11 protein-coding genes are annotated in these 10,539 nt (G+C 38.5%); 2 read left to right on the plus strand and 9 right to left on the minus strand.

Annotation, left to right across the window (positions count from 1 at the left end; translation table 11 throughout):
* Positions 1–221 precede the first annotated feature (221 nt).
* Positions 222–2,171, minus strand: a complete 1,950-nt coding sequence (gene metG, locus FCJ93_RS21995) for a methionine--tRNA ligase (protein WP_137744731.1) — start codon at positions 2,169–2,171, stop codon at positions 222–224.
* A gap of 533 nt (positions 2,172–2,704) precedes the next feature.
* Between metG and FCJ93_RS22000 the strand changes: the two genes are divergently transcribed.
* Positions 2,705–2,992 carry an AbrB/MazE/SpoVT family DNA-binding domain-containing protein gene (locus FCJ93_RS22000; protein ID WP_095314431.1) on the plus strand — a complete coding sequence of 96 codons (288 nt, stop codon included), beginning with the start codon at positions 2,705–2,707 and terminating at the stop codon, positions 2,990–2,992.
* A 64-nt stretch (positions 2,993–3,056) separates the two neighbouring features.
* Here the strand turns inward: FCJ93_RS22000 and rsmI are convergent, their stop codons facing one another.
* The 8 genes from rsmI to FCJ93_RS22040 all read right to left on the minus strand — a co-directional run bounded on the left by rsmI (position 3,057) and on the right by FCJ93_RS22040 (position 9,730).
* A complete protein-coding gene (rsmI, locus tag FCJ93_RS22005) occupies positions 3,057–3,932 on the minus strand; it encodes a 16S rRNA (cytidine(1402)-2'-O)-methyltransferase (protein ID WP_137744732.1) in 876 nt (291 codons plus the stop codon).
* A gap of 20 nt (positions 3,933–3,952) precedes the next feature.
* A complete protein-coding gene (locus tag FCJ93_RS22010) occupies positions 3,953–4,699 on the minus strand; it encodes a tRNA1(Val) (adenine(37)-N6)-methyltransferase (protein ID WP_137744733.1) in 747 nt (248 codons plus the stop codon).
* A gap of 192 nt (positions 4,700–4,891) precedes the next feature.
* Positions 4,892–5,260, minus strand: coding sequence for a DNA replication initiation control protein YabA (gene yabA / locus FCJ93_RS22015; protein WP_095314424.1), 369 nt, complete (start codon positions 5,258–5,260; stop codon positions 4,892–4,894).
* A 29-nt stretch (positions 5,261–5,289) separates the two neighbouring features.
* On the minus strand, positions 5,290–6,099 hold the full coding sequence (locus FCJ93_RS22020) for a PSP1 domain-containing protein (RefSeq protein WP_095314422.1): 810 nt from the start codon (positions 6,097–6,099) through the stop codon (positions 5,290–5,292).
* Positions 6,092–7,099, minus strand: a complete 1,008-nt coding sequence (gene holB / locus FCJ93_RS22025; protein WP_170211383.1) for a DNA polymerase III subunit delta' — start codon at positions 7,097–7,099, stop codon at positions 6,092–6,094. The genes FCJ93_RS22020 and holB overlap by 8 nt, the downstream gene beginning before the upstream one ends.
* 134 nt (positions 7,100–7,233) lie before the next feature.
* On the minus strand, positions 7,234–7,563 hold the full coding sequence (locus FCJ93_RS22030; protein WP_095314415.1) for a cyclic-di-AMP receptor: 330 nt from the start codon (positions 7,561–7,563) through the stop codon (positions 7,234–7,236).
* 105 nt (positions 7,564–7,668) lie between these two features.
* Complete coding sequence (gene tmk, locus FCJ93_RS22035; RefSeq protein WP_095314413.1) at positions 7,669–8,307, minus strand: dTMP kinase; 639 nt, start codon at positions 8,305–8,307, stop codon at positions 7,669–7,671.
* Positions 8,300–9,730, minus strand: coding sequence for an aminotransferase class I/II-fold pyridoxal phosphate-dependent enzyme (locus FCJ93_RS22040; protein ID WP_137744734.1), 1,431 nt, complete (start codon positions 9,728–9,730; stop codon positions 8,300–8,302). The genes tmk and FCJ93_RS22040 overlap by 8 nt, the downstream gene beginning before the upstream one ends.
* A gap of 253 nt (positions 9,731–9,983) precedes the next feature.
* On the opposite strand from FCJ93_RS22040, the gene FCJ93_RS22045 reads away from it, so the two are divergent.
* Complete coding sequence (locus FCJ93_RS22045; protein ID WP_095314407.1) at positions 9,984–10,187, plus strand: sigma factor G inhibitor Gin; 204 nt, start codon at positions 9,984–9,986, stop codon at positions 10,185–10,187.
* Positions 10,188–10,539 lie beyond the last annotated feature (352 nt).

A 10,539-nucleotide genomic window follows, 5' to 3' on the forward strand; every position in this document is an offset into this window, starting at 1 on the left:
TTTGTGTTACAAAATTTTCTTTTTCTTTTCTTTTTCATGTATCAACCTAGTAATATTTTAGAAAAACAGTAAATAAACATAGAAATTATCGCAAGAAAGTGATTTTTTTAGAATAATCTTATTGTATCAATTCAATTTATTATTTAAACAAAATAAAGCATAGAAATGTTTCGTGCAAGTTTGTTACACGTGAAACATTTCTATGCTCCTTGCAGACATTTTTACTTTACTCGCGCACCTAGTGGTAGAGATTCAGCAATGGTAGCAAGCGATAGTTCGCCATCCTTCGAGCCTGCCAAAATCATTCCTTGTGAAAGCTCCCCTCTAAGCTTAACTGGTTTTAGATTTGTAACACAAACGACTTTTCTTCCGACAAGTTCCTCCGGCTTATAAAATTGCGCAATTCCCGATACAACCTGACGCTTTTCATAGCCTAAATCGAGCTGCAATTTAAGTAATTTATCAGCTTTTTTCACGGGCTCTGCTTCCAATACCTGAGCGACACGTAAATCAACCTTCATGAAATCATCAATCGTAATTTCTTCACTGTCGGGCACTTCTTCTTTTTTCTCCACGACCGGAGCAGGAACGTTTCCTTTCATTTTTTCCTTAATAAATGCAACCTCTTCCTCAATATCCAGACGAGGAAACAACGGATTTCCTTTTGCGACTTTGACACCCTCTCCAATTGCCCCGAATGTCTCTAAGCTTTCCCATGTTGTCAAAGCTTTCTCCACATTGAGTTGCTCAAAGATGCCATTTGGTGTTCTTGTTAAAAACGGTTGTAGCATAATTGCTACCCTTCTTAATGACTCAGCCAAATGAGCCATTACCGATCCTAACGCTTCTGTTTTTTCTTCTTTTGCCAATACCCACGGCTGTGTTTCATCTATATATTTGTTTGTTCGGCTCACAAGCTGCCAAAGAGAAGTTAATGCCACTGAAAATTCCATATTTTCCATTGCTTCTTCATATTTTTGAACTGTGTCAAGATTGACCTGCAGAAGCTGCTTATCATATTCTCCGTCTGATCCCTTATACGCAGGAATCCTTCCATCAAAATAGCGATCGATCATTGCAACAGTTCGATTCAAGAGGTTTCCTAAATCATTTGCTAAATCAAAATTGATTCTTTCAACAAACCCTTCAGGTGTAAAGACTCCATCTGCGCCAAACGGAACTTCACGAAGCAAATAATATCTTAGAGCATCTAAACCATAGCGATCAATAAGGGTAACCGGATCAACGACATTTCCTTTTGACTTAGACATTTTCCCATCTTTCATCAATAGCCAGCCATGAGCAAATACTTTTTTCGGAAGCGGTAAGTCTAATGCCATTAACATAATAGGCCAGTAAATCGTATGGAAACGAACGATTTCCTTCCCGACCAAATGGAAATCAGCAGGCCAATACTTGTTAAATTTCGCTTCATCTCCCGTACCGTATCCTAATGCAGTAATATAGTTAGAAAGAGCATCAATCCATACATAAATAACATGCTTCGGATTACCAGGAACTTTAATGCCCCAGTCAAAAGTCGTTCTAGAAACAGCTAAATCTTCGAGCCCTGGTTTAATAAAATTATTAATCATCTCATTTTTGCGAGATTCCGGTTGAATGAACTGTGAATTTTCTTCATAATATTGAAGCAAACGATCAGCATATTTACTTACCTTGAAGAAATACGACTCTTCCTTTACCTTTTCTACTGGTCTTCCACAATCAGGACATTTTCCTTCATTAAGTTGTCTTTCGGTAAAAAAGGATTCACACGGTGTACAATACATTCCTTCATACTGATCTAAATATATATCCCCTTGCTCAAGCAGTTGAGCAAAGATTTTTTCTACCACCGCTTTATGGCGCTCCTGTGTTGTACGAATAAAATCGTCATAGGAAATATCAAGCTTTTTCCAAAGATCCTGTATTCCTGCCACAATTTCATCAACATATTCTTGAGGAGTAACTCCTTTTTCTTGAGCCTTCTGTTGAATTTTTTGTCCATGCTCATCCGTTCCCGTTAAATACATCACATCATAACCGCGCAAACGCTTATAACGCGCCATCGCATCGCCTGCTACTGTTGTATAAGCATGACCAATATGTAGGTTTCCGCTCGGGTAATAAATCGGAGTTGTTAAATAAAATGTCTTCTTTTGTTCCACTATAATGGCCCCTCCTCATAGGGATTTAGATTAATCAGGTTCCTCCTTTAAGAAGATCCCTCATAAGTCGTATTTATATATTTTTAGAAAAAAATGGACGAATTGTGTTTAACTGGATTATAAATTGGGTACATTTACAATACTCAAACGAATACTCTTACAAAATAGATAAAACTAAAGCCAGTACACTCGTCATCTTTACCTATTCTATCATCAAAATATACATAAAAATAAGAAAATGTGCAACCTGCTCTTCCCTTTATCATCGTACTGTGTTTTTACGGCTTCACCACTGCGAAAAAATTTTCAAAAAAAAGAAAATGACCACCATAAACTAGTAAACGTATTCGTATAATCTCTTATACCGTTTAAAACAATAGATTTTGACATTCCAGTAATTACTAAAAAAATGAATATAAAATTATTGACGTTTATGGGAATAACTGTTATTATTGTATCTAGAAAGAAATTTGTCGAATAATGACGAAAAGAAATAGATAGAGAAAAATTTTTGGAGATTGAGAGGAGATATTTAAATGAAATCTACAGGTATTGTTCGTAAGGTTGATGAGCTTGGTCGTGTGGTTATTCCAATCGAGTTAAGACGTACATTAGGTATTGCAGAAAAGGACGCATTAGAAATCTATGTAGATGATGAGCGCATTGTTTTGAAGAAATACAAGCCTAACATGACTTGTCAAGTTACTGGAGAAGTTTCTGATGATAATGTAACATTCGCTGATGGCAAGCTTATTTTAAGCCGTGACGGCGCTGAAAAGCTTTTAAAAGAAATTCAAGAAGCTTTCCAAACAACAAAAGCTTAAGGCATTTTTTGAAAAACCAATATGTAAAGGCTTCTTTTCTTAAGAAGCCTTTTTGTTTTGCCAACTAGCCCTTGATATGGTAGGCATGATAGACATCTCTCTTATTCATATTTCGATCCTTTGCCGTTTGTTTAATTGCCTCTTTCGATGAAAAGCCTTGTTCTGTCATATAGTGCTTAATATGCTCCTGAAGTGAAAGCTCTTCCCACCATGTATTTTTTTCTTCTGCCCGCTTATTGCTTCCTTCAATAATGAGGCAAAATTCCCCTCGAACTTCATCACTAGACGCCCACTGTATCACTTCACTAATGGTACCTCGAATAAATTCTTCATATCGCTTTGTTAGCTCTCGACAAAGAGAAATTTGCCTTTCGCCAAATACGGCATAGAGTTGCTCAAGCGTTTCCTTTAATCGATGCGGAGATTCATATAAAATGAGCGTAGACATCATCTTTGACAATTCTTCCAGCTCTTTCATTTTCTCTTTCTTTTGCCTAGGCAAAAACCCATAAAAATAAAATGGTTGTGTCGCTAATCCCGAAGCTATTAGAGCTGTTAAGGCAGCATTTGCTCCTGGAAGGGGAACGACCGTTAATTGTTCGTTCACTGCTGCTACAACTAATTCATAACCCGGATCCGAAATCGTTGGCATCCCAGCATCACTTACTAACGCTATTTTCCCACCCTCTTTAAGCCTTTCAATCAGCTTCGCTCCACTGGCTTCTTTATTATGTTCATGATAGCTCACCACAGGGGTGGAAATCTCAAAATGATTGCAAAGCTTTTTCGTGTTTCTTGTATCCTCTGCAGCAATATAGTCACTTTCCTTTAAAAGACGCACTGCCCGAAAACTCATATCCTCTAAATTCCCAATTGGTGTGGGAACTAAATATAGAATTCCCTTTTGTTGTTCATTTTCAAAGCTCTTTTGCTGCCACATATTTTTACACCCCATCTCATTTACTGCTTATCTCCAAACAGGATATCCTTTATTTCAGCCGAATACTCATTATCATCATGGTAAACAACAAGAGGCGGGAGAATCTTCAAGTCTGCCTTCCCATCTTTTATTGCTTCTACTAACAGCGTATTGGCTTCCTTCCCTTGCTTCGGATAGACAAATTGAACTTTTTTAGGCTCTAACCGATATTGTCTCATCAGTGTAATCATATCCAATAATCTCCCGGGTCGATGGACAAACGCCACCTTTCCGCCTTGCTTCACAAGTTGGCTGGATACGCGAATGGCATCCTCCAATGTACAGAAAATTTCATGACGGGCAATAGCTAAATGCTCATTTTCATTCATTTCTTCTTTCGATGGAGTTGGAAAATAAGGAGGGTTGCAAGTAACGACATCGTACTTACCCATCCCCAATTTTTGCGGCATATCGTTAATATTTCCATGAATCATCTGCAGGCGACTATCCAGCTCATTATACTGGAAGCTTCTCTTCGCCATATCATACAAGCGTTCCTGAATCTCAACACCTGTTATCTCTCCTTTTGTTCTCGTACTGAGAAATAGAGGTATCACACCATTTCCGCTACATAAATCAATAATTTTCCCTTTCTGAATCGGGACATAAACAAACTTGGCTAGTAAGACAGCGTCCAATGAAAAAGCAAAGACAGACGGACTTTGAATAATCCGCAAATCTTCTGCCAATAAATAATCCAAACGCTCATCTTCTTTTAATTGGACCATTCTTTTTCCTCCAGGTTTTTAAGTTCATCAAACGCTAGAAGCGCCTTTGAAGTATTTCCTTAATAAATGCGCCTGCTTCTATCATTTTTTATCCTCAACAAGGGCTAGTGCACGATGAGTGACAGGCATTAATGATCGTTGAAGTTAACTTGTACGCAGAAAAATGGTCTCCCTCATAAAGGAAGACCCGAATTACTTTTTATTAAGAAAAGATAAGCAAAAAAGACAATCGCCTTCTTTACGAGGGCTTCCAAAATGCAAGTTACAAATGTGGAAACCTTCCTGATAAAGTCTTGCTAAATTATCATACCCTTCCCCAATATCTACCGCTTTCTCATCAAGCTGCCCTGCAATTTTCGCTTGTTGCTTAGCCTGACTCTTTTTCCCTGCATTAGAGGTATGCTCCAGCCGACGTCTTAGATGATCATTCTCTAGCTTTAATGAGTTGTTCTCTTCAAGAATTTCTGCTAAATGCTCTTTTAACTCACCAAGCTGTTGATACAGCTGCCCAATCTGTACTTCCATATTACTCACTGAATCAAAGATTTCCTTTTTATTCACGCCTTCCACCTCTATCGTCCGTGGATCTCCTACATAGCGCCTTCCTTTAATATTTCATCCAGTGTATATTCGAGGACACGCTCTTGTTCTATCATTTCTACTTGTAAAATACGTTCTAATATATTTAATCCAACCACTTTCCCTAATCCTGCCGGTGTACCAATGATTTCGCCCACATCTGGTAGCTGTTCCTTAGCCGTTTCATATTCGTCGTTCTCATACTTTAAACAACACATAAGTCGGCCACATAAACCGGAAATTTTCGTTGGATTAAGGGATAGGTTTTGATCCTTAGCCATTTTAATGGATACAGGTTCAAAATCCCCTAAAAAGCTGGAGCAACAGAGCATTCTGCCACATGGTCCAATGCCACCCAGCATTTTCGCTTCATCTCTTACCCCAATTTGTCTCAGCTCAATTCGAGTTCTAAAAATCGCGGCCAGATCCTTAACGAGCTCTCTAAAATCAACCCGTCCATCGGCAGTAAAATAGAAAATAACCTTATTGCGGTCAAAGGTATATTCTACATCTACCAGCTTCATATCAAGCTCATGTAAGTTGACCTTCTCACAACAAACCTCATACGCTTCCTTGGCAGACTGTTTGTTCTCTTCGACGATAAGCCGATCCTTTTGATCTGCAATTCTCAGAACTTTTTTAAGTGGGAGAACTACATCGTGTTCTTCAACCTGCTTAGGGCCGATGACCACTCGACCGTACTCAACTCCCCTAACCGTCTCCACAATGACGAAATCGTCCTTTTGAATTAAGAGATCTCCGGGATCAAAATAATAGATTTTCCCCGCTTTTTTAAAGCGGACTCCCACTACATTATACAAATGATGATCCCTCCTGCAATTGTAACACAAGCTGCTCTAACAGCAGCTGTGGATTCATATTTGCGTGCAGCCTTCTTTTCGCATCTAAAACGGCGGCCATTTGACTTGCCAATCTTTTTGCAGATGTTTGCAGCGCAAATTGTTCGAGACGATCTCTTTCGTCCAAATAAACAACCCGGGTTTGCTTCCCGTGTTGTATATATAATAAATCCTTCAGAACTAGAAGTAGCAAGTCTAATCCTTGATCGTATTGCTCTTTGTCTTTAAAGTGTAAGAACCAATCCTCTTGCAGGGAAACTAATGCCTCCAATGGATTCTTTCTTAATACTTCATATAATTTTAACACTATTTTTTGAGCTTGTGCAAACCATTCATCATTACTTAGTGCAAGTCCTTCATCCAAATTATTGGTAAGCTGGGCAATAATAGGGGCCTTTTTTTCAGAAACTCCCCTTTCCACTAGTTTCTGGATAAGATGTTCAGGGGATAACTGCTTAAATGTAACAATTTGACATCGTGAAAGAATAGTCGGAAGTATTTTCTGCGTTTGCTCAGTTAGTAAAATAGCTGTTGTTTCAGAAGTCGGTTCCTCCAGAAACTTTAAGAGACTGTTAGCAGCGTTAACGGTCATGCGGTCAGCATGAACAATCGTGTACACTTTTTTCTTCGATTCAACGCCAGTCTTAGCAAATTCCTCCTGCAACATTTGTATTTGTTGCTTTTTTATCGATGCCCCATCCGGCTCCACTATATGAATATCCGGATGATTCCCGCTATTAATCCGTTTACAATTATGGCAAACTTCACATGGTATATATCCATCAATAGGATGCGTACAAAACAAACTTTTCGATAAGAGGAGACTAACATCTTTTTTTCCTGTCCCCCGCATTCCCTCAAATAAATACGCGTGGGCTAACCGACCTTTTTTTATACTATTCTTCAACATTTTCATAACGGTTGGCTGGATCGTTTCATAGCTTTCCCACGTGTTCACTATATCATCTCACTTATTTTTATTAACTATCTTATATACATTTAATCCTGACTCCATAAAACATTGGGGATATACATTTTATGGAGTCTGAACAATGCATTGATAACCTTTGACATATTCTTACTAAATTATTGCATTTAGAAATTGTGGAATTGCTCAATTGGGAGCACAAACACAGTCGCTCCTCCCACTTCCACTTCAACTGGATACGGTACGTAGGAGTCCGCACTTCCTCCCATCGGAGAAACAGGCGCCACTAGCTGATCTCTCGATTGGCAGTTGTCCTTAATGATTTGTAAGGCTTTATCAACACGTATATCTTCTGTTCCGATCAAAAATGTCGTATTTCCGGACTTCAAAAACCCACCAGTACTGGCTAATTTTGTTGCTCTAAAATTATGATCGACAAGCGCACTTGATAAACGATTGCTATCTTGATCCTGTACAACTGCAATAATTAATTTCATCCTATCAACTCCTTAGTATCCATTTATATTATGTATATTATAACAGGAATTTATATGAATGATTTTCTTAATGAATAAAGCCTCTCCAATTTTTTTATTAATTCATCATGCTTGACTGCGAATAAGGGCCTCAACCTCCTTATAGGCTTGTTCGTATACATGCTCCAGCTCCTGTTCAGCATTTATTTGTTTGATTCTATGTGGGAATTTCTGCAAAAGGATGTGATAGCCTTCCCGCACATCCTCATGGAATTGAAGTTCCTCCAAATCTAATCGATTCACTTCCCTCTCATTGCTTCTATTAATTCTCTCTAATCCTACCTTTGGGTCGATGTCAAAATATAAAGTTAAATTCGGCATCATATCAGCAATAGCAAATTGATTAATGCTGTACACCTCATCAATGCCCAATTTTCTTGCATATCCTTGATAAGCCAATGAGCTGTCTACAAAGCGATCACATAAAACGACATAGCCTTCTTCTAAAGCCGGCTGAACCTTTTCCACTAAATGCTGTCTCCGTGCCGCAGCGTATAGTAGAGCCTCCGTTCTAGAATCCATTGCTGTATTGTCTTTATCTAAAATCACTTTTCTAATTTGCTCGGCAATTTCAATACCACCAGGCTCTCTAGTATGTAATACCTTCATACCTTCGTTTTGAAACCTTTCGGCGAGTCGGTTTAATATCGTTGTTTTTCCAGCTCCATCTGGCCCTTCTAATGTAATAAATAAACCTCTAGTCATCATTATCCTCCAATTTATCAAAAACCGTAATCTTTCCTTCTTCTAAATTTTCTCCGCCTTGAAATCTGGCACCTGACTGTAACAAAAACTGCAACCCCTTTACATCCTCAACTGTAATTTTTTCTCCTGAAAGCAATAGAGGAATTCCTGGGGGATACGGAATGATCGTTTCTGCACAAATAAAACCAGCCGAATCTTCAATCGGAAATAATACTTTCTTATGTGATTGTACACGATATAGAGTCGAAATTCTTTTCTTTTTAAAATAATGGGCTCTTCCTCTTTTCCTAGCTGTTTGAATTCGCAATTCTTTTAGTTTTGTGATAATGTCAGCAAATGGAAAGTCTGCATCTTTTTTTAAAAGTGGAAGGACAAAAAGAATATTATTCGGATCGGCCATTTCTGCATAAATTCCCTTTTCTTCAAAAAGCTGCTGCAACTCATACGCTGTATAGCCGCAATTCGATTGAAGCGTAAGCTTTAGTGGATCCCCATTTTGATTCGGATACTCCAGTACTTTTATAAATTCTAATGTTTGCAATTCCCTTTTAAAGCTGGCAAGCTGTTCTTTTAAATATTGGGCATCCCTATTTGTATATGTGGCAATATAGTTCCTTGCCCGATCTAAAGAAGCCATAATCGGATAAGAGGGGCTGCTTGATTGCAACATTCGTAAATAATGAGCGATTTTCTCCGTTGAGATATACTGGCTGTTAACATGTAAGAAAGAGCCCATTGTCATTGCAGGCAATGTTTTATGAGCTGACTGCACCACAACATCAGCACCCAATGCTACCGCAGATGGCGGAAACCCCTCTGTGCCAATAAAATGAGCTCCATGTGCCTCATCTACTAACACTGGAATTTCATAACGATGGGCAAAATCAATTATCTCTTTAAGCTCATACGTCATTCCATAATAATTAGGGTAAGTTAACACAATAGCTCGGCACTCTGGATAGCATTCAAACGCTTCCCTAATTGTTTCAAGTTCAACTCCTCCTGACACCATCCATTCAGGATCGTACTCAGGTCCTAAAAGAACTGGCCTTGCCTTTGTAAGCTCCAACGCATTAAGAATTGATTTATGACAATTTCTCTGAATAAAAACCGTGTCCCCTTCCTCAAGGGTCGCCATCATCATTGCCAAATTTCCAACTGTCGTACCATTAATAAGAAGGAAGCTTTTCGATGCGTGAAAGGCATCCGCCAATAACCTTTCCGCTTCCTCAATTACACCTTCGGGAGCATGCAAATCATCCAAACCTGTCAATTCCGTGGCATCAATATGTAAAATTCCTTGAAAAAACTGATCGTTTTTTAGTAATAAGCCATTTTTATGCCCTGGAACATGCAAAGAGATCGGCCTTTTTTTATAATGATTTTCCAAGGCAGTAAACAGCGGGGTATCATTCTGATTCATTTTATATCACCATTTTGCTCTGTCCTAATTTCTATTACTCGTCTATTTTATCTTAAAATCTCATGCCGATACAATTTAATCAAAATCTTATAAAAAGACATACAATGTCTGCTCCCTCTTAACATACACTAAATTAACATCTTCATTAAGTACCTCGTCTTTACTTGAGCCTCTTAGAGCACGAGAATATTCTAAAAATTGTTATATATCGGGGGATTCATGGGCAGAATAGTTCTGTGGAGGTGGAGTCATAGTGAATACATTATTAAATAACAAACCTGGGGAAACTTGCTGTGTCATCTGTGAGCAATACAAATGGAAAGGCATCTATTTATACACATCCTTTATCTGCTCTGACTGCGAAAAAAGCATCATTTCAACAGAAACGAACGACCCTCAATATAAATTCTACTTAAAAAAATTACGGAAAATAAACGCACCAGAAATTTATTCCTAAGAGCCCCCGTCAACAGGGGCTTTTTTCATTTTAATTAAGACACTTTATATCACTATCCCCGTTACCCTGAAAGGGTCGTGAGCGGTTAAGGTTACGTTGAAATTGCATGAGTCTTTTGGCAGGGTTGTCGTACAGTTAATTGCGCAGGTCGTTAGTGACTTGTGCAGAGTAGGGTTTTACGCTGAATTGCACTTTTTGGAATAGTTGCGAGTGTTTTGTGTCGAATTGCGTCGATTTGGGGACTTGATTGCGCTCGTTTTGCCTTCGATTGCGCCGATTTGTGGCTTGATTGCGCGTGTTTTACACCGAATTGCGCCAATTTAAGGCATAATTGCGCGTATTTCAATGCTTA

The organism is Robertmurraya siralis, assembly GCF_005502275.1.
GTDB lineage: Bacteria > Bacillota > Bacilli > Bacillales > Cytobacillaceae > Robertmurraya > Robertmurraya siralis.